Raw genomic sequence first — 20,004 nt, 5'->3', positions numbered from 1 at the left:
TTAGTTATAATTAGTTATAATTAGTTATATCAAAACGAAAGGGGATTTTTTTATGAATAAATTTACATTACGTTCTATTGGGGCACTTATACTTTCTTTCCTTCTTATATTTAGTGCTGCTTGTACAAGTGGGGAAAAGAATACAAAGTCAGCTGCTAAAGAAGATAAAACAGTTGAACTGACTATCTCAGCTGCTGCAAGCTTACAAGATGCATTAAAAGAAATTGAAAAACAATATAAAGAAAAAGAGCCAAATATCAAACTTTCTTTTAACTTCGGTGCTTCTGGAGCACTTCAACAACAAATTGAACAAGGTGCACCTGCTGATTTATTCTTCTCTGCAGCAGAAGATAAATTCCAAACCCTTGTAAAGAAAGGATTCATTAATGAAAAAGAAGGGAAAAATCTTCTTGGAAATGAACTAGTTCTAGTCATCCCTAAAGATAGTTCTCTTACAAAATTTCAAGATTTAAAAGATGAGAAAATCAAAAAAATTGCACTTGGTACACCTGAATCTGTACCTGCTGGAAAATATGCAAAGGCTTCTCTAACACACGAAAACCTTTGGAATGATGTTCAAAATAAAGTCGTATTTACAAAAGATGTTCGCCAAGTGTTAACATATGTAGAAACAGGGAATATCGATGCTGGTATCGTATACAAAACAGATGCTCTCATTTCAGATAAAGTAAAGATTGGTGAAACAGCAGCAGCTACTTCTCATGAGCCAATCCACTATCCTTTAGGTGTTATAAAGGAATCTAAACATAAGAAAGAGGCGACTTCATTTTATGAGTATTTGCAGTCAAAAGATGCACAATCTATCTTTAAGAAATATGGATTTACAGTCCTGTCGTAATTACTATGAGCATTGATGCTATTATATCGCCTGTCTTTCTATCTTTAAGAGTAGCTGCGTGTGCCACTATTCTCGTTACAATTTTAGGGACGATTGTCGGGCGAGCACTAGCTCGCTCCTCATGGCGATATAAAGTACTATTAGAAACCATATTTTTATTACCAATGGTACTTCCACCAACTGTTATCGGCTTCTTTCTCATTATCATCTTTGGAAACAACAGCCCGATCGGAAGGTGGGTTGAATCATTATTTCAGCAGTCTATTATGTTCACATCTACCGCTGCGATCATCGCTTCTACAGTTGTTGCATTTCCGCTTATGTACCAATCAGCGAAAACGGGATTTTCTATCGCAAATGTACAAATTGAAGAAAGTGCTCGTGACCTTGGCGCAAGTGAATATCAAGTTTTTCTGCACGTTACACTTCCGCTCGCATTTCCTGCATTACTAAGCGGGATGATTTTGAGCTTTGTCCGCGCGCTCGGTGAGTTTGGTGCTACACTCATGTTTGCCGGGAACATTCCTGGTAAAACACAGACAATCCCAACTGCAATTTACATGGCCATTGACGCAAGTAATATGCAACTCGCCTGGACACTTGTGGTTATCACTATTAGTATGTCACTCCTATTTCTGCTATGTATTCAGCTTATTAACAAAAGAATTACTAACCTTTAAAGCAGCTTTTTTGGAAGCTGCTTATTTATTTCTTAGGAAATAAATAAGTCGTTGGGAAATAACTGAATTTTACCTCTTATTGAAATATACATTTTATTTGAATTCACTTTCTAAAATAGGCAATTTCCTGTTATTATATGGAGGTGTTTCAAAAAATGAAGAAATGAAAACGCATTTATATCGTGAATTCTTCATCCTGTTTTAGCGATCGGTAATCTTCTACTCTATTAGTGGGGCATTACCGATCGTTAGAACGATATGTAATTATATTGGTATAGGAAACCGAAGGGAGTCTTGTAATGGACATTTTATTAGCGCTTCTTCCTGCAATTGCATGGGGAAACATCTTATTAGTAAGCGTAAAAATGGGCGGTGGTGCATATAGCCAAACGGTAGGTATGACAATCGGTGCTCTATTCTTCGCAACAATTATGTATGTATTTACTCAACCAGCTTTAACAATGACAGTCTTAATTGTTGGTTTTATTTCAGGTTTATTCTGGGCTTTAGGACAAGTAAACCAATTAAAAACAGTTGAAAAACTAGGTGTTTCAACTACCGTAACAATTTCTACTGGTATGCAACTTGTTGCAACTTCTATCTTTGGGGTTATCGCTTTCCGTGAATGGACTACTACGACAACAATTGTTCTGGGAACGATTGCAATCCTATTAATCGTAGTTGGTGTTGTATTCACATCACTAGATGATAAAGAAAATGCTCAGCCACCAGGACAATTGAAAAAAGGACTTCTTACTTTAATTGTTTCTACTTTCGGCTATCTTGTATATGTAATTATTATTCGTTGGTATAATATCGATGGTTGGTCTGCTATTTTACCACAAGCAGTTGGTATGTTTGTTGGTGCGGTTGTACTGACGTCTAAACATAAACCATTTAACAAATATGCAATTCGTAATGCTTTATCCGGTTTACTATGGGGAACGGGAAACTTATTCTTACTTCTTTCATTACCACGTGTCGGAGTAGCAACAAGCTTCCCATTATCTCAAACTGGAATCGTTATCTCAACATTCGGTGCAATTGTCTTCTTAGGTGAAAAGAAAACAAAACGTCAATTGATCTTTATTGCACTAGGCAGTGTTTTAATTATCGGCGGTGCTGTATTACTTGGTATGACAAAAGCATAATCTTATATTCTATCAGTAAACCCCTGAAGCATATATGCTTCAGGGGTTTTTCAATTCTAATTATTTTCTAGATATAATTATTTGTATGTTCTTGCCCCTTATAATTGCTCTTCCACTCTAGCAAACCAGCTACACATATAAAGAGATTAATAACAGCTAATATTAGTATGACGTAGAAACCAGTATAAGTAATAGCCCTTTCCTTTACCATGAATTTCCGCCTTCTCATTATCCATTCCATCTACGGTAAGTCTTTTCTTTTTACAAAATTCTCTTAAAGATGATATCGTTTTTATAACATATCTCTACTAGAAAGGAATAAAGGATATGCTAACTAAACATCGAATTTTATTTATTGGTGCCGGTCGTATGGCCGAAGCTATATTTTCCGGATTACTTAAAACAAGCAAAGAGTACATCGAAGAAATTATCGTCTCTAACCGAAGCAACGCAGAAAAACTAAAACAGTTACAACATCGATATAATGTGTCTACTGCAACAGATTGGAAGCAGCATGTTACATCTGTCGATACGGTTGTTTTAGCAATGCCACCTTCTGCTCATGAAGAGTTATTAGCTGAGCTATCTCCGTTAATATCAAATCAACTTGTCGTAACAGTAGCAGCTGGCATTGGACCATCTTATTTAGAAGCTAGACTCCCAAAAGGCACGCCTGTTGCTTGGATTATGCCTAATACAGCTGCTGAAATTGGAAAGTCTATCTCCTTATATACAATGGGACAATCAATAAAAGAGATGCATCAAGAAACCCTGCAACTGCTTTTAAGAGGTATTGGTACTTCGCAACTTTGTACTGAGGAAGAAGTTCATCAGCTTACTGCAGTTACTGGAAGTGCACCAGCCTTCCTTTATTACTTTGCTGAAAGCTTGATTGAAGCAACAAAAAGTTATGGAGTCGATGAAGAAACCGCAAAACATCTTGTCATTCAAATGATTTCTGGCTCTGCTTCTATGCTCGAACAAACGCAAGATCCAGCTAACCTCCGCGAACAAGTAACAACGCCAGGTGGTTCCACAGCTGAGGGTCTCAAAACTTTATATGAATATAATTTTTCAGAGGCAATTCAAAAAGCAGTAGAAGCAACAAACAAAAAAGCTAGGGGGAAATAATATGACTTTAACAAGTTTAAAGGACTATACAACATTACATAACGGTGTAAAAATGCCTTGGTTTGGTTTAGGTGTTTTTAAAGTAGAAGATGGTTCAGAAGTAATTGATTCTGTAAAAGCAGCAATTAAAAATGGCTACCGCAGCATCGATACTGCAGCAATCTATCAAAATGAAGAAGGCGTTGGACAAGCGATTCGTGAATCCGGTGTTTCACGTGAAGAATTATTTATTACCTCAAAAGTATGGAATAGCGATCAAGGATATGAAACAACACTTCAAGCATTTGAAACTACATTAGAGAAATTAGGTCTAGAATATTTAGATTTATATTTAGTACATTGGCCTGTAAAAGGGAAATATACCGAATCATGGAAAGCATTAGAAAAGCTTTATAAAGATGGCCGTGTTCGCGCTATCGGTGTGAGTAATTTCCACATTCACCACTTACAAGACGTATTTGAAATTGCTGAAATTAAGCCAATGGTCAACCAAGTGGAATATCACCCACGTTTAGCACAAGAAGAGTTACACGCTTTCTGTAAAGAACATAATATCCAGCTTGAAGCTTGGTCACCATTAATGCAAGGACAACTACTAGATAATCCAACGTTACAAGAAATTGCGACAAAATATAATAAATCAACTGCGCAAATTATTTTACGCTGGGATTTACAAAACGAAGTTGTAACAATCCCTAAATCAATTAAAGAACATCGCATTATTGAAAATGCAAACATCTTCGACTTTGAATTAAGTGCTGATGATATGAAAGCAATTCAAGCTTTAAATGAAGATCGTCGCGTTGGTCCAGATCCAGATAACTTTAACTTCTAAGCGAAAAACCACTGCCATATGCAGTGGTTTTTTCATTTGAGATAACTGAAAATTTAAACTATATTCCATTTGGTTGACACTTCATTGTTCAAGGTGTAAGATTTTGAATTATCAAAGAAACACAAAAATTAATAAAATTTATTCGTTTACTCATTGTATCAAGAGAGGTGGAGGGACTGGCCCTTTGAAACCTCGGCAGCAGGTTCATTTTGAATACTGTGCCACTTCCTGCAAGCTTTATGCTTGAAAGATAGAATGAGGGACTTCGTTTATATACGGGTGCATAACTTGTACGTAAAAATCCCTCTTTCTCAATATGAAAAGAGGGATTTTTTATTTTTCATTTCCCTCATCATCCTCCAAACTTAATTATTTAGGAGGAAAATCAAATGAAAAAGAAGTTTGTACCCGGTATTGCATCAGTTGTAGGAGTAAGTATTTTATTAACTGGTTGCGGTAGTTATAAAAACGAAGCAAGCGGAGCAAATGCAAAAGACGAGGCACCTAGCAAACAGGTTTTAAATTTATCTTCACCTACTGAAATACGAACAATGGATACGGCCCGTGCTACAGATACTGATTCTGGTCAAGTAATGAGAAACGTATTTGAAGGTTTGTATAATCTTGGTGAAGGTAACAAACCTTTCCCTGGCGTTGCAAAATCTCATGAAGTAAGTGGCGATAAAACAAAATACACATTCCACCTGCGAGATTCAAAATGGTCAAACGGCACTCCTGTTACAGCGAAAGATTTTGTGTTCGCTTGGCAGAGAGCCGTAGATCCAGCAACAGCCTCTGAATATGCATTTCTATTCTTTGATATTAAAAATGCAACAAAAATTAACAACAAAGAACTTCCAGCCGACCAACTTGGTGTAAAAGCAGTTGATGACCATACGTTTGAGGTAGAATTGGAGCGTCCTGTTCCGTATTTTATTAGCTTAACAGCGTTCCCAACATTTCTACCAATTAACGAGGAATTCTTTAAAGCACAAGGTGATAAGTACGCTTTAGAAGATCATACAATCTTGTACAATGGAGCTTTTACACTAAGCGATTGGAAGCACGAACAAAGCTTTAAATTCAAGAAAAACCCTACCTATTGGGATAAAGATACTGTCAAACTAGAAGAAATCAATTTTAACGTCGTAAAAGAAAAATCAACAGAAGTAAATTTATTCGAGTCAAAACAATTAGATCGTATAAAACTAACATCTGACTTTGTCGATAAATATAAAAAGGATGCTAACTTTAAAGAACGTCCAAACGTAGGCGTACAATTTTTACGTATGAATCAACAAAACAAAGTACTTCAAAATGTTTCTGCACGCCAAGCAATTAATCAAACAATTGATAGAAAATCCTTTGTAAATACGTTATTAAATGATGGCTCTACATCAACACTTGGTCTCGTTCCAAAAAACTTTGCAAAAGGACCTGAAGGAAAAGACTTCCGTACTGCAAACGGCGATTTAACAAAAGTTGATACAAAATCTGCACAAGAGTTATGGAAAAAAGCTAAACAAGAGCTTGGTTCTGAAAAGATAACATTAGAATTATTAACGAGTGATGCTGACCTTGATAAGAAAACTGGTGAATTCTTAAAAGGGCAACTAGAAAAGAATTTAGATGGATTAACAGTAAATATAAAACCGCAACCGCGTAAGCAACAAGTTTCGCTTTTATTAAAAAGTGACTACGAAATCGGAATTGACGGCTGGAGCCCTGACTTTGCGGATCCAATTACATTCCTTGAGCTATTTACAACGAATAACCCTTATAACTTAGATCATTACTCTAATAAGGAATTCGATGAAACAATAGCAAAAGTGAAAACAACTTTAGCTGGTGATGAAAAAGCTCGCTGGGAAGCATTACTAGCATCCGAGAAAATATTATTTAAAGACTCTGTTATCGCTCCTCTTTACCAAAAAGGCGAATCTTATTTAGAACGTTCTTATGTGAAAGGAATTGTGCAAGTAGACTTTGCGGGTCAATTAAATTTCAAGTGGGCAAAAATTGAAAAATAAAGTAAAACCGTAATAAGTGAGGGTTCTTCATCCCCACTTATTATTAGCCCACACCAATTGTTTTTTTAGCAAAATATATTAAAAGCAGGTTCTCTCACACAAGAGAATCTACTTTTTTAATATATTATTCTAAGAAATTAACATTCTATTTTTATTATTGACATATAGTTCTTTCCAGTGTTAATATTCTAAATAATCAAAGAAACAAAATATTTCACCATCAAAATATAATGTCTACTACGTTGAAACATATAACGATAGATTATAGCTCAACATGTATATACATATAGAACACCTGATTACCTATAAACAAATATTTATAATAGGTTTCATCTCCTTCTATAGCTACTTCAAGACATGGACATTATGACGTTACGAACAACACATTTAGGGAGGAACGAACAATGAAGAAAAAAGTTGTACCTGTTGTTGCATCTGTTTTAGGGGCAAGTCTATTACTAACTGCTTGCGGGGGAAATAAAGATAATGCAGGCGGAGCGAAAGCAAACGATAAAGTACCTGATAAACAAGCAATTAACTTATCATTCGCTTCAGAAATTCCAACAATGGATGTTGCAAAAGCAACGGATGGGGAATCCATGAATGTAATGCGCAATGTTTTTGAAGGTTTATATGCAATGGGAGAAGATAATAAACCGATTCCTGGTGTTGCTGAGTCGGTTGACATTAGTCCCGATAAAACAAAATATACATTCCATCTGCGTGATTCAAAATGGTCAAACGGTACTCCTGTTACAGCAAAGGACTTCGTCTTTGCTTGGCAACGTGCCGTAAATCCTGATACAGCAGCTGAATACGCATTCTTATTCTTCGATGTACAGAATGCGAAACAAATAAACCAAAAACAATTACCAATTGATCAACTAGGGGTCAAAGCTGTTGATGACAAAACGTTAGAAGTACAACTAGACCGTCCTGTTCCTTACTTCTTAAGCTTAACGACATTCTCAACATTCTTGCCAATTAATGAAGAGTACTTAAAGTCTCAGGGCGATAAATACGGTTTAGAAACAAATCATTTAATTTACAACGGTGCTTTCACATTAGATAACTGGAAACACGAACAAAGTTTCCAATTGAAGAAAAACCCTAACTATTGGGATGCTAAAACGGTAAAATTAGAAGAAATCAACTTCAATGTCGTTAAAGATAAGTCTACAGAAGTGAATTTATATGATTCAGGACAAATTGATCGCGTTGCTTTAACTGCAGAGTTTGTTGATAAATATAAGAGCGATCCAAACTTCAAGGAACGCGCTGAAGTCGGCATTCAATTCTTACGACTAAATCAGAAAAATGAAACATTAAAAAATCAACATGCACGCCTTGCTATTAACGGCGCAATGAATAAAAAAGCATACGTAGAAACAATTTTAAATAACGGTGCTGTTCCAGCTGAAGGAATGGTTCCTGCGAAATTTGCAAAAAGTCCAGAAGGCAATGACTTCCGTAAAGAAAATGGAAATCTAGTCAAGGATGATGTGAAAACAGCGAAAGAAAACTGGAAAAAAGCAAAACAAGAACTTGGTACTGACAAAGTAACAATCGAACTATTAACAAGTGACAATGCTTTAGCTAAAAAGACTGGTGAATATTTAAAAGGTGAGTTAGAAAAGAACTTAGATGGATTAACAGTGAATTTAAAACCGCAACCACGTAAACAACAGTTGAAACTACTATTAAGTGGTGACTATGAAATTGGTATTGACGGCTGGGGCCCTGACTTCGCTGATCCAATTACATTCTTAGATTTATTTACAACAGATAGTGCTTATAACTTCGATAAGTACTCTAACAAAGAGTACGATGAGCTCATTCATAAAGTGAAAACAGATTTAGCTGGCGATGAAAAAGCACGCTTTGAAGCAATGAAGCAAGCTGAAAAAATTCTATTACAAGACGGCGCTGTCGCTCCTTTATACCAACAAGGTCGTTCTTACTTACAACGCTCTTTCATTAAAGGACTTGTAACGACTGACTTCGGCGGTGAATTTAACTATAAGTGGACAGAAGTTGCAAAATAACAAAAGTAAAAGGTATCCTACGAAGGATACCTTTTACTTTTATACAACTTTAACTACAGAGCTTCCTCTTCCCTTTACCATTCCTTTTATAGCTAAAGTCGTCACTGCTACTAATTGTGTAACCAATACAATAACTAATAATGAAATAATATTTCTCTCTAAACTAACTCCTCCGAATATTATTGTATAATAGCCATTTGCTGCATATGTTGCTTGAAATAATTCACCGATCGTTTGATACGTTTTAGAAAGCATTTCAGTACCTCCTCACAACTTCAATTTACCATATACATACAAATCATTTTTGATTTAAATTGCGGATGAGCCCTTGTGACTGCAGGATAATAATTTATTTTCAACACATACATAATTACATGTTTTTGGGAAAAACTTGTATAGAACGAATTTACATAAGGAGGAATTTATAATGAGAATTCTACTATCAGTTTTATTAGCTCTTATGCTAGTACCTGCATTAACAGGATGTAAAGCCCCTGCAAAAGAAGACACAACTTCTAATAAAAAGACGACTGAAGAAGCAAAAAATGAGGCTCCTGCAGATTTAAAACTAAACTTTAATGAATTTAGTTTAGATGCAGACTATCAAGATACGAAGAAAGACTACGAAGCTGATTATAAGAATGTAGCCGCTGATAAGAAAATGGAAGCAAAGCTTGAAGACCATAAAACAAATGCAAAGTTTACAGGTGACGAGGCTATTACAAAATTAAGCCCACTTCTACAAGAATTAAAATTTGATAAAGATACTCCTGACCAAGAAGTAATCGATCAAGTAGTGAACGTGTTCAAACTTGATAAAGACTACCAAAAATTCGATTTAGAAGTTGTCTTCTCTGATGGAACGAAAAAAGAATATAAAAGAGAAATAAAATAAAGAAGTAGGCGATTGCCTACTTCTTTATTTTTGCATATCTTAAATCTGGTTTAGATCCAACATAATATTGAAGTCCAGATACCGTTTGTTTTTGTAAATAGGAATCCGACGGGAATATAATTGGAATTAATGGTGAATCTGTAAACATAATATCTTCCGCTTTATGCAATAAGTCAAAACGCTTATCTTCATTTTGTTCAACTTCTGCTTCCTTCACTAAAGCATCAAATTCTTTATTATGCCATTTTGCATAATTGTTTGGACCATCACCTGCATATAAATCTAATTTAGTAATTGGATCTAATAAAGAACCGCCCCATCCCATATAAGCCAATTGGAAATCACTTTGCTTATATGTGTCGATGTAACTCTTCCACTCTTTATTTTCTAATTTAATATCTACGCCAAGATTTTTCTTAAACATTTCTTGCATTGCTTCTGCTACTTTTTTATGTTGTGTATCTGTAGTGAATTTTAATGTTACTTCAGGTAATGTAGACCAGCCTTGTTCTTTCATGCCTTCTTCTAATAATTTTTTCGCTTCTGCTGGATCAAATTTAACGTAACCACCTTTTTCTTTACGGAAATCACGCCCACTTTGTGTTTTTGCTCCTTCTGGAACGAATGCATTTGCTTCTTGTGCATTGTTTTTATACAGTTTTTCAACAATAAACTTACGATCAACTGCTAATGAGAATGCTTTACGTACTTTCGCATTTGTGAATGGCTCTTTTTCTACGTTAAACGAATAAATATAAGATGAAAATCCTGCAACACGTTTATATTCTTTATTTCCTTTTTCTTTTTCAATCATTTCTTGCGGTAAACCGCTTAGTAAATCTAATTCTTTTGATTTATATAATTGGTACGCTGTTTTAGAATCTGGAATAATACGAAACTCAATTTCTTTTAATGTTACCTTTTTATCATAGTATTCTTTATTTTTTTGTACTGTAATAGCCTGATTATGCTTCCATTCTTTTAATGTGAATGGCCCGTTCGTAATTAACTCTTTTGGATCTGTTTTTAATTTATTATTATCATCAATCGACTTTTTAGCTAATGGAATAAATAATGAGCTTGCTAATTTCTGTTTAATAGAAGCAACTGGATGTTCAAGAGTTACCTTTAATGTTTGAGGATCAACGACTTGAATACCAACTTGTCCTTCTTCACCTTTTCCAGTATTGTATGCCTCTGCCCCTTTAATAAAATACATTTCTGTTGCATTCATAGAACCCGTTTTCGGATTCAATAATCGCTTCCATGCAAATTCAAAATCATTTGCTGTAATAGCAGAACCATCTGACCATTTAATATCTTTCTTTAAATGAATTGTATACTCAGTTCCATCAGCATTTACTTCTTCTTTCTCTGCTAATTCATTTTGATATTTCCCATCACTATCTTGCGTATATAAGCTTGAGAATAAATGTCCAATTACATAACCTGACGTGCTATCTGTCGCAATAGCGGAATCAAGTGTATATGGATCGCTACCAATATTCGTTACTAATCGATCTCCTTCTCCCTTACCAGCACTCGCCTTTTGCGTCTCTTTCTTACCGCAAGCGACAGAAGTAATTGCTAAAACAGTCATAATGACAAACAGTAAAAACTTCTTCATCCTACATTCTCCTTTAACCTGAAATTTTTGGTGTTGATGCCAATAGTGTTTTTGTATAAGAATGTTGTGGATTACAGAACACTTCGTCCGTATTTCCAAATTCAACAAGTTCTCCTTTATATAAGACAGCCACTTTTTCACATAAATAGTGAACCATCGGCAAATCATGTGCGATAAATAAATATGTATAGCCTTGTTCCTTTTGAATCTTTTGCAGCAGATGTACAATTTGAATTTGCAATGAAACATCTAATGCTGAAATTGGTTCATCAAGAATCAATACTTCTGGCTCACACAATAACGCTCTTGCAATAGCAATTCGTTGACGTTGTCCTCCGCTAAATTCGTGCGGATAGCGATCGATATATCGTCTATCTAATCCCACACGTTCTAGCGCATCACCTGCTACTTTATCCTTTAATCCTTTATCACCTAAACCGAATGAAATATAACCCTCCGTTACGCTATCGCGTACTTTCCAGCGCGGATTTAATGCTGCTGTGGAATCTTGAAAAATGAACTGTACTTTCTGTAAAAAATCTCGCCTATGAGCTGATTTCAGCTTGTGAACGACTTGACCGTTATAATCAATTTCACCAGACGTTGGACTCTCAATCCCTGCTATGAGCTTTCCAAGTGTTGTTTTTCCTGAACCACTTTCACCAATAATGCCAAGTGTTGTTCCTTTCGGAATAGAAAGTGATATGTCTTTTAACGCTGTGATTTCTTTACTTTTACTTCCATACGTTTTCGTTACTTGCTTTATAGTAATTAAATCTGTCGTCATGAGGCATTCACCTTCTCTTTTGATTTCGCTTTATTATGCTCTAGAACATGTTGCCAACAATGTGAACTATGCTCCTTAGAATATGTGGTTCTCTCTGGAAAACGATGAATACATTCTTTTATCGCTACTGGACAACGATTTACAAAAGGACAACCAAAGCTATTTAATGTTTCAATGGAAGGTGTCGTTCCTTCTATAGCACGTAATACCTTTTCGGAATCATCCATATTCGGAATTGCTTGTAATAAACTTTTCGTATATGGATGTTTAGGAGAACCTATTACCTCCTGTATCGTTCCTTTTTCAACAACACGTCCCCCGTACATAACAACTACTCGATCAGCTACTTCACGTACAAGTGCCAAATCATGTGTAATTAATAAAATACTCGTATTTTGTTTTTCTTTTCTTTCTTTTAATAGCCCCATAATTTGTTTCTGAATCGTTACATCTAACGCTGTTGTCGGCTCGTCTGCAATTACAAGCTTTGGGTGACAAGCAAACGCAATTGCTAAACAAATACGCTGCCTCATACCTCCGCTTAATTGATGTGGGTACTGTTCAAAGCGTTTCTCTGCTTCATGTATCCCTAAACCCGTTAACAAGTTAATCGCAATTTCCTTTGCTTCTCTTTTCGATTTTTTCCCATGTTGCAAAACTACTTCTGTAATTTGTTTGCCTACCTTCATCGTTGGGTTTAAAGATGAAAGCGGATCTTGAAATATAAAGGAAATATCTTTTCCGCGAATTTGATTCCATTCTGACTCTTGTAAATTCGTTAATTCATTTGCTTGGAAAGCTATATTCCCATCATCGATATGAATAGATTCTTGATTTAATCCGACAATAGATTGTGCTGTAACACTTTTTCCTGAACCACTTTCTCCTACAAGTGCAACGATTTCACCTTCATTAATAGAAAAGGAAACATGCTTCACAATTGCTTGCTTACTATTCTCTTTTTCAACGGTCAATGTTACGTTTTCTAAAGATAAGAGCTGTGCCATGTTTTTTCTCCTTTCGATTCCGTTTTACAATCTTCGGATCAATTGCATCTTGCAAACCATCACCAATTGCATTAAATGCAAACATAATGAGTGCAATCATGATTGCTGGGAAGAATAGCTGCCACCATTCTCCGCTCAATAATGTCCCAAGTGCATCATTCGTCATCGTCCCCCAGCTTGCTGCCGGTGATTGCACTCCTAGTCCGATAAAGCTTAAAAATGATTCTGAGAAAATAGCTGCTGGAATTGTAAATGATAAATTTACGATAATAATGCCTGTTAAGTTCGGAATGATATGTCCGTATATAATCTTCATATGCGATGTACCTAATCGCTCTGCTGCAATAACAAATTCTCTTTGTTTTAAAGACAAGACCTGCGCTCTAACGAGACGTGCCATGCCAATCCATCCTGTTAACGCAAGAGCGATTATAATTGTAAAAAGTCCTGGTTTCATCACGATCAATAGTAAAATAACAATTAATAAATATGGGATACCATATAACACTTCAATCCCTCGTATAATCCATTCATCTATTAACGTTCCAAGACGATTACGCCCTCTCACATATCCACTAAATCCACCAATCAGTACACCAAGCCCTATATCGAGGGCAGCTGCTACTAATCCAACTGTTAGTGAAATCTTCCCACCAGCCCAAGTACGTGCCCAAATATCTCTCCCTAGATCATCTGTTCCAAACCAATGTTCACTACTCGGCGGTAAATTTGTTGCCTTTTTTACTTGTTCACTCGCAGTAAATAAAGTTAAACTTTCGCCAATAAGCGAGAAAACAATAATTAGCAATAACGTCACTGTTCCTAAAACTGCGATTGGATTCGATATAAACTTACGAAACACTTCTTTCTTTCTGCTAATTGTTTGCTGATTTTTATTTATCGTTAATTCTTTTTTCTCTTCTTTCGTTAATAACTGTTCATTAATCTCATAAGCTCCCATTTAAATATCCCCCCTCCTTATGTAATAGAACGAATACGCGGATCAACAATGCGATGAATAATATCTGTAATGAAAATACAAGCAATTAATAACGCACTATAGAAAATCGTTGTTCCCATAATCACCGGATAGTCTCGGTTAAAAATACTATCTACAAAATATTTTCCTAGGCCAGGAATTGAAAAGATTTTTTCAATAACAAAAGTCCCTGTTAAGAGTCCAGCCATTAACGGTCCAACAAATGTAAGTACTGGAACAATCGCATTTCGAAGAGCGTGTCTTATAATAATCTTCTTAATTGGTATACCTTTTGCTCTTGCTAGCTTAATATAATCACTCTGCAGTACTTCGATCATATTAGAACGCACAAACCTTGTAATAACTGCGATTGGCCCTAACGCTAATGCAAAGGATGGCAATACCGTATGTTCGAATGTTCCCCAAGAGGCTACTGGTAAAAACTCAAATTGGATAGCGAATACTTGTATAAATAGTGGTGCTAAAATAAAACTTGGAATAGAAATACCTAAAATTGCGAGCAAACTCACACTATAGTCAATTACTCTCCCATGATATAGAGCAGCAAATGTCCCTGCCGCAATTCCTACTAACAATGAAATAACAAGTGCTTGTAGACCAATAATTGCTGATGGACCAAAGCCAGTTGTTATAATTTCTGATACACCTTGCCCGGTTGATTGAACCGATTCACCAAAATCAAAATGAACTACACCGTCTAAATAAGCAACATATTGATTCCATAACGGTTCATCAAGGTGATACTTCGCTCTCATGTTTTGGATCACTTCTTCAGGAAAGATTTTTGCATCTGATGAAAATGGATCTCCTGGAATAATATGCATAATTAGAAATGTCACTGTCGTAATAACCCATAGTGTGAACACCATAACCGATAATTTTTTAATTACATACACTTCAATAACCCCCTAAACACATGAATTTACTTTGTTTTATGAATGTACTTTTTCCATTACTCCCTTTTCTCTTTTTAGAATACAAAAAGCCTTGATCTTAAAAAATAAGATCAAGGCTTAACAAACAAAGGCCCATCACTTATCTTTCAAGACTTGCTTGCTGGAATTAGCACGGTGTTCCTATTACAGAACCCGCTGCTGAGGTGTCATAGGGCCAGTCCCTCTACCTCTCTGGATAAGTAAATTGCTATATTATTATTTGGTTCAAATTGTATATTTCGAATTATAATTCTGAAAAATTGAAAAGTCAATCGAATTGGATAAATTTAGAAAAATCAGTTTTTAATTCATTTATCGAAATTACAGTTTTCGGCTTATCATAAAAAGAAATGATGTTAAAGGAGTTATAAGATGGACCCCTTACTTCTTGCTACTATAGGATTACCCTTAACAATCGTTATACTTGTCATCATCGGCTCCTATAAACTCTTTATTAAAAAGAAACGTATTACTTCTTTTTATACTCCTTTCGATAATATTACCGGGCAAACTATTTCCGAATTTCACGAAGAACAGAAAATATTAGTATCTGAGGATGAAGACGGAGATGGCAAGAAGAAAAAATAACCTTGCACAGGCAAGGTTATTTTTTCGTTTCTGCTTGAAAACGTTTATAGTATGTCGATGCTGTTGCAAAGTTAATTTCTATATCACGAATCAACGATGAATCTTCTTCTTTAGCTAACTTCTGTAATTTTTTCATCGCTTGTTCTGATTCATTCAAGAAACCAACATATACCTCATGTTCTTGCTCTTTCGACTTCGGAACACGAATTTCTTTACGTATATGATCAATATCTTCTAACATGCTCGTTGTTACCTTTTGCACGTCTTCTTTATATGTTGCATTCGTTATTTCCTTACCGCCCTTTTCTTTTGCCACTTCAAATAACTGCAGCGCTTTATTAATTTCTTTATTCATTTTTATATCGTATTTTTCATGTACTGCAAGGTATTCTTTCATCTCTTCTGTTTGTTCAGTAGATTGCTCTACCTTTTCTTTCGGTTCTTTCGTATCTTTATTTCCATTACATCCTGCTAGAAGGATCATACTTCCCATTACAGCAATACCCAAAACCTTCTTCATCTCTTCTTCTCCTTTTATCTACAGCTATTACTCATTATAGTTTCTTTTATCTCCACTTGTTATTATACCGAGAACGCCCTACTTTTTACACTTAAGACGACATCGTAATATATATACCAACATGTTTGTCACAGTATCGTCACTTTATACAAATAACTTTTGCAATGCTTTACTACATCACCTTACAAAACTGTAAGCACACATAAAGAACAAACCATGCTAGACTTACATATGCATAACGCAAACATATGTAAGGTTTTAAGGAGAATCATCTATGTACAACACAATGCCTTTTATGGGAGAAGATATTCGTGTCCTTATTCGCGAAAAATCACTTCATATCGAAAATACAGAGAGCCTTCGCCGCGTATTAAAGAAGAAGCATGCTCCATTTAAGTTAGCTCAATATTTAAAACAACAACATACAAATCAATTTCATACCGTGCTAAATATATCGGATAAATCATTAACAATCGAAATCATCGGTCATGTCTACATTGGAAACTTTGCAGATACCTTAAAGGAAATCCCACGTATACCGAAGATTGCTCCTATTATCGTTAAAAAAGCGTATAAAATTACTGACCATACCGATATTATCGACTGTGGGGAAAAAGAAGTCGATAGTAATCGCTGGGTGTGGGATAAACTTGCTGTTTTATATGATACGATCATGAATAATATGTATGAGGTATTTCAAAGAAATGAAAAAAAGAACTGATTCAAACATTCCCTTTGAATCAGTTCTTTTTTGTTAAGCCTCTAAATTTTGCCTTTGTTGCAGTTCAAACTGCTTCTCACTTCTTCTGGCCATAAATAGATAACATAATACTGCTCCTACTTCACAAAGCGCAATAACAACACCCATCGGTAACGCTGTATTACTCCCACCAATACCTACTAGCGGAGCGACAAGCGCTCCTGAAATGAACTGTAATAAGCCTAATAAAGCTGACGCTGTTCCTGCAGCTTGCTTCTGATTTCTCATCGCTAATGAGAACCCAGTTGTTGATACAACCCCGACACTTGATACAACAAGGAATAACGAACATAAAACACCGATTAAACCTATTCCTAGTACGATTGTCAGTAGTAAAGATAGGCCACCAACAGCTGCGATAATAATACCAGCAACAAATAATGTCTTCTCATTCACTTTCCCCGCTAAACGACCCGTTACCTGACTAGCAATAATAATACCGATGCCGTTAATCGCAAAGAATAAACTAAATTGCTGTGGTGATGCTCCGTATATGTTCTGCAACACAAATGGTGAGCCCGAAATGTATGCAAACATTGCCGCTGTTACTAATCCTTGTGACAATGCATATCCCATAAACAGACGGTCCTTTAACAATTTTCCGTACGTCGCCAAAGTCCCTGACAAACCACCCGTTTCTCTTTCTTCAGGAGGTAATGTTTCACGCAATACAAAAGTAGCTGAGATTAACATGAATACGCTAATTGCTCCAAGAACGATGAAAACACCGCGCCACGTTGTAAACTGTAATAATTGCCCCCCAATAATCGGTGCCAAAATAGGTGCTGCTCCGTTTACTAACATAAGCAATGAGAAAAACTTCGTCATTTCAGAACCTGAGTACATATCACGTACCATCGCACGTGATATAACAATCCCGGCTGATCCTGAAGCTCCTTGTAGGAAGCGCAATAACACTAATGTCCAAATAGATGGCGCAACAGCACAAAGTAAAGAAGAAGCAACATAAATAATAAGAGCAATAATAAGTGGTTTGCGTCTTCCGTAAATGTCACTAATTGAGCCAACAAATAATTGTCCTACTGACAGCCCAAGCAGACAAGCTGTTAATGTAAGCTGCGCTAGGGATGCACCTGTTTGCAAGTCATCCGTTAACTTCGGTAATGAAGGCAAATACATATCAATAGATAATGGCCCAATCGCCGTAAGTGTTCCTAATACAAGAATCATCCATAACCTGTTTGCCTTTACAGGTTTATATATTTCGTGATTAACTTCATTCAATTTTTCAATTCACCCTTTCCTATACACACTGAATCGTAACAATTATAGTTACATCATAAACATACGTCAAGTACAGTGCATTTTCCTCTTTCATAATGTAAAAAAAGCGATAGAAATTCTATCGCTTTACTTTTTCACATTGCTATTCGTAAATTTAGATACTGAGGCCATCGTCTCTCCTGTATCTAAATATGTAATTTGAATTGGGTCTCCTACTTCTGTAAACATAGCATACGGGAATTTCTTCACCGGTATCATAAATACCTTTTGTTCATTCTCTAAAAGTACGTACACGATTGTATTTTCACCTGATTTCTCTTTATATACACGTTGTACAATACCTTCTTTTTGCGCTTCTTTTCCTGTTGAGGTTGGTCTAAAGGTATCACCATTACCGTTCATTACGTTTTTATAATTCTCAAGCGCTTCTTTCTGCGAAGAACCTGTCGCAAATATTTTTGCATTAGCAGCATATACAACTGTATGTGCACGTACTAGGCCTCCATCATCAACAACCGGAATAATCCAAGCTGGTTTACCGTATACGTTATAAATGACAGGCATTGTCCCATGCCATTTCTCTCTCTTAAAGGAATTATCCACTACTTCTGTAGCTGCTGAACCATCCATAATCCCCTTCACTTCTTTTCCATTATAGTAATATAGCTTGCCTGTGCGTGCATCTACTAATGAATAGCCTAGGGCTGAATCTACTCCTTCTTTTGGAGAAGTAAAGTCTGTAAAATAATATAGTGTTCCATCTTTACCAAAGATCGGGGTCACGCCTTCTTTCGTTCCCCACTCAGTCGGAATCTTCATATCAGTTTGCGAGAATTTCGTATTCCAAAATCCGTGAATATATTTACCAAAGTACGTATTTAACGTAGATGCAGTCTCATGATTTAATACACCATCAACAAATTTAGGTGCCTTTCCTTTATCATACCTTTTCACTTCACCTGTTTGTGCGTCTACTACGACAACACCCTCTACCTCAAATCCAGATCTTCCTGAAATAAATTCACCATACGTCATTGTATAATATGGTTTCCCTTTATCATCAACCTCAAATTTAGGTTTTCCTTTAAAGATTAAATCTGGTTCTGCTTGCCTTACCACACGCTCTAAATTATTACCAAAAAACATGCTTGGCACATATTTCATTTTATAACCGAGGTGCAGTTTCGCTTCCGCATCAGGATTTGTACCTGACATCGTTACATACCCTGGAATTGTCTCAGCTTTACGCGCTTTAAAAAATCCTGAAACTTCAATCGGCGCTACATATAAAGCTTCGCCGTTTACCATTTGTGGCGTTAATTCTCCTAGCTCAAAATAAGCTACTTTCGGAATATCACCAAATACTTTTTTCATCTTATTCTCCGCTGTCTTTGGCGGCACTGTAAACGGCTGGTCATTTTCAGTAAATGGCTCTGAAATATCTTTCTCTACCTTAACAACAGAATCATATTTCTTTTGCGAGATTACTATATCGTGCAAATAACCAAAGTAACCGTAACTTGCGAGTAAAATAAACATTAGAAGTCCTTTTAACGTACCTTCTAATTTACCTATTTGATCTTGTGAAAATAAAACAAGCCCAATTAAAATTGCTACTGCAACAGAATAATGAGTAAGAATCGAATCTACTCGATCATCAATTAGCCAAAAGTATTCATAGATTGCAATACCTATCCAAAATAAAACAGGAATAACTAAAATAGATGATTTCTTACCCTTTACAACCTTCTTATCTCCCTTCTTATCCACTGCTCGAAGCTTACTACTACTTCTTGTCCATGGAATCAAAAACAAAGTAAGAATAGCTAAAACTACAAATTTCATCAAAGGCACTGTCCCCTTTTCTTTTGTATTCCCTTTTAGTATAACAAATAAAGGGTATTAAGGT

19 protein-coding genes and 2 riboswitches are annotated in these 20,004 nt (G+C 35.8%); of the genes, 10 read left to right on the top strand and 9 right to left on the bottom strand.

The features are described from left to right. The first annotated feature begins 52 nt into the window (after window positions 1-52). The 7 genes from modA to MR160_RS18725 all read left to right on the top strand — a co-directional run bounded on the left by modA (window position 53) and on the right by MR160_RS18725 (window position 8,731). A complete protein-coding gene (gene modA / locus MR160_RS18755) occupies window positions 53-859 on the top strand; it encodes a molybdate ABC transporter substrate-binding protein (RefSeq protein ID WP_001032237.1) in 807 nt (268 codons plus the stop codon). 5 nt (window positions 860-864) lie between these two features. Then, entirely contained in the window at window positions 865-1,539 is a 675-nt protein-coding gene (modB, locus tag MR160_RS18750; protein ID WP_000020519.1) for a molybdate ABC transporter permease subunit, read from the top strand. A 299-nt stretch (window positions 1,540-1,838) separates the two neighbouring features. Beyond that, complete coding sequence (locus MR160_RS18745) at window positions 1,839-2,690, top strand: GRP family sugar transporter (protein ID WP_000353549.1); 852 nt, start codon at window positions 1,839-1,841, stop codon at window positions 2,688-2,690. 327 nt (window positions 2,691-3,017) lie between these two features. Continuing rightward, window positions 3,018-3,821: a pyrroline-5-carboxylate reductase gene (gene proC / locus MR160_RS18740; RefSeq protein WP_000956241.1), complete on the top strand. Its 804-nt coding sequence runs from the start codon at window positions 3,018-3,020 to the stop codon at window positions 3,819-3,821. A gap of 1 nt (window position 3,822) precedes the next feature. Beyond that, window positions 3,823-4,656 carry an aldo/keto reductase gene (locus MR160_RS18735; protein ID WP_000176912.1) on the top strand — a complete coding sequence of 278 codons (834 nt, stop codon included), beginning with the start codon at window positions 3,823-3,825 and terminating at the stop codon, window positions 4,654-4,656. A gap of 152 nt (window positions 4,657-4,808) precedes the next feature. Then, window positions 4,809-4,913, top strand: a riboswitch (SAM riboswitch). Window positions 4,914-5,045: 132 nt separating this feature from the next. Beyond that, a complete protein-coding gene (locus MR160_RS18730; protein WP_242297852.1) occupies window positions 5,046-6,686 on the top strand; it encodes a peptide ABC transporter substrate-binding protein in 1,641 nt (546 codons plus the stop codon). Between the two features lie 404 nt (window positions 6,687-7,090). Continuing rightward, window positions 7,091-8,731, top strand: a complete 1,641-nt coding sequence (locus MR160_RS18725; protein WP_000731066.1) for a peptide ABC transporter substrate-binding protein — start codon at window positions 7,091-7,093, stop codon at window positions 8,729-8,731. Between the two features lie 39 nt (window positions 8,732-8,770). Here the strand turns inward: MR160_RS18725 and MR160_RS18720 are convergent, their stop codons facing one another. After that, complete coding sequence (locus MR160_RS18720) at window positions 8,771-8,986, bottom strand: hypothetical protein (protein ID WP_000949587.1); 216 nt, start codon at window positions 8,984-8,986, stop codon at window positions 8,771-8,773. A 172-nt stretch (window positions 8,987-9,158) separates the two neighbouring features. Between MR160_RS18720 and MR160_RS18715 the strand changes: the two genes are divergently transcribed. After that, complete coding sequence (locus MR160_RS18715) at window positions 9,159-9,626, top strand: YusW family protein (protein WP_001221557.1); 468 nt, start codon at window positions 9,159-9,161, stop codon at window positions 9,624-9,626. 16 nt (window positions 9,627-9,642) lie between these two features. Here MR160_RS18715 and MR160_RS18710 read toward each other — a convergent pair whose 3' ends face one another. From MR160_RS18710 to MR160_RS18690, 5 genes are read right to left on the bottom strand one after another with little or no spacing between them, the layout of a single operon-like run. Then, window positions 9,643-11,253: a peptide ABC transporter substrate-binding protein gene (locus MR160_RS18710; RefSeq protein WP_000714110.1), complete on the bottom strand. Its 1,611-nt coding sequence runs from the start codon at window positions 11,251-11,253 to the stop codon at window positions 9,643-9,645. A gap of 13 nt (window positions 11,254-11,266) precedes the next feature. After that, window positions 11,267-12,040, bottom strand: a complete 774-nt coding sequence (locus MR160_RS18705; RefSeq protein ID WP_000205646.1) for an ABC transporter ATP-binding protein — start codon at window positions 12,038-12,040, stop codon at window positions 11,267-11,269. Continuing rightward, entirely contained in the window at window positions 12,037-13,047 is a 1,011-nt protein-coding gene (locus MR160_RS18700) for an ABC transporter ATP-binding protein (protein WP_000057892.1), read from the bottom strand. Before MR160_RS18700 ends, MR160_RS18705 begins: the two co-directional genes overlap by 4 nt. Continuing rightward, window positions 13,004-14,008: an ABC transporter permease gene (locus MR160_RS18695; RefSeq protein ID WP_000501533.1), complete on the bottom strand. Its 1,005-nt coding sequence runs from the start codon at window positions 14,006-14,008 to the stop codon at window positions 13,004-13,006. The genes MR160_RS18700 and MR160_RS18695 overlap by 44 nt, the downstream gene beginning before the upstream one ends. A 17-nt stretch (window positions 14,009-14,025) precedes the next feature. Continuing rightward, the gene (locus MR160_RS18690) at window positions 14,026-14,943 is read right to left on the bottom strand and encodes an ABC transporter permease (protein ID WP_000289326.1); all 918 of its coding nucleotides are present in this window, start codon (window positions 14,941-14,943) and stop codon (window positions 14,026-14,028) included. A gap of 136 nt (window positions 14,944-15,079) precedes the next feature. Then, a riboswitch (SAM riboswitch) is annotated at window positions 15,080-15,185 on the bottom strand. A 169-nt stretch (window positions 15,186-15,354) separates the two neighbouring features. Between MR160_RS18690 and MR160_RS18685 the strand changes: the two genes are divergently transcribed. Next, window positions 15,355-15,570: a DUF3951 domain-containing protein gene (locus MR160_RS18685; RefSeq protein WP_000371395.1), complete on the top strand. Its 216-nt coding sequence runs from the start codon at window positions 15,355-15,357 to the stop codon at window positions 15,568-15,570. A 16-nt stretch (window positions 15,571-15,586) separates the two neighbouring features. Here MR160_RS18685 and MR160_RS18680 read toward each other — a convergent pair whose 3' ends face one another. Further along, entirely contained in the window at window positions 15,587-16,090 is a 504-nt protein-coding gene (locus MR160_RS18680; RefSeq protein WP_000756523.1) for a hypothetical protein, read from the bottom strand. A gap of 274 nt (window positions 16,091-16,364) precedes the next feature. Here MR160_RS18680 and MR160_RS18675 point away from each other — a divergent pair, with 274 nt between their 5' ends. After that, window positions 16,365-16,811 (top strand): hypothetical protein, encoded by a 447-nt coding sequence (locus MR160_RS18675; RefSeq protein ID WP_000282869.1) that lies wholly within the window; start codon window positions 16,365-16,367, stop codon window positions 16,809-16,811. A 33-nt stretch (window positions 16,812-16,844) separates the two neighbouring features. Here the strand turns inward: MR160_RS18675 and MR160_RS18670 are convergent, their stop codons facing one another. Next, on the bottom strand, window positions 16,845-18,104 hold the full coding sequence (locus MR160_RS18670; protein WP_242297853.1) for a multidrug effflux MFS transporter: 1,260 nt from the start codon (window positions 18,102-18,104) through the stop codon (window positions 16,845-16,847). Between the two features lie 117 nt (window positions 18,105-18,221). Next, entirely contained in the window at window positions 18,222-19,940 is a 1,719-nt protein-coding gene (locus tag MR160_RS18665; RefSeq protein WP_000674042.1) for a DUF3981 domain-containing protein, read from the bottom strand. Window positions 19,941-20,004: the final 64 nt, after the last annotated feature.

This window comes from Bacillus cereus group sp. BfR-BA-01382, assembly GCF_022663475.1.
Taxonomy (GTDB): domain Bacteria; phylum Bacillota; class Bacilli; order Bacillales; family Bacillaceae_G; genus Bacillus_A; species Bacillus_A thuringiensis_S.
This window is presented reverse-complemented; position numbering and strand designations above follow the sequence as displayed.